Source organism: Candidatus Termitispirillum reticulitermitis, assembly GCF_054655775.1.
This window is the reverse complement of record NZ_BAAIHG010000213.1, coordinates 1-660: the sequence shown is the minus strand read 5'-3', so window position 1 is coordinate 660 and position 660 is coordinate 1. Positions and strand designations below refer to the sequence as shown.

Genomic DNA, 660 nt, shown 5'->3' with positions numbered 1-660 from the left:
GCCGCTTAATGTAAATGTGCCAGCATAATTATTATAGATAGCACCGCCGCTACCATAAGTACCACCAGCGTTCCCCTCAAAACTTGCGTTGTCGCCGCTTAATATAAATGTGCCAACATTATAGATGGCACCGCCACTACCATAAGTAGCACCAGTGTTCCCCACAAAGCTTGCGTTGTCGCCGCTTAATGTAAATGTGCGATGAGCATCATTAAGAATAGCACCGCCACCATAATTAGCAGTGTTCCCCACAAAGCTTGTGCCGTTGCCACTTAATGTAAATGTGCCATTATTATAGATAGCACCGCTATAGTTAGCAGTGTTCCCTTCAAAGCTTGTGTTCTCACCACTTAATGTAAATATACCAATATTAGATATGGCACCGCCATTGGCAGTAACAGCGTTCCCCTCAAAACTTGCGCCGTAGCCGCTTAATGTAAATGTGCCAGCATTATAGATAGCACCGCCATAATTAGCAGTGTTATTGTCAAAACTTGCGTTCTCGCCACTTAATGTAAATGCGCTAGCATTAAAGATAGCTCCGCCATGAAATGTAGCAGCGTTCCCTGCAAAGCTTGCGCTATCACCGCTTAATGTAAACGTGCTAGCATTATAAATAGCACCGCCATAAAATGATGTGCCATCATTAGATATGACACC

1 pseudogene is annotated in these 660 nt (G+C 43.8%); it reads right to left on the bottom strand.

Going from position 1 to position 660, the window contains the following annotated elements:
* Positions 1–660, bottom strand: a pseudogene (locus AC1MDJ_RS08350) (hypothetical protein); the annotation flags it as partial.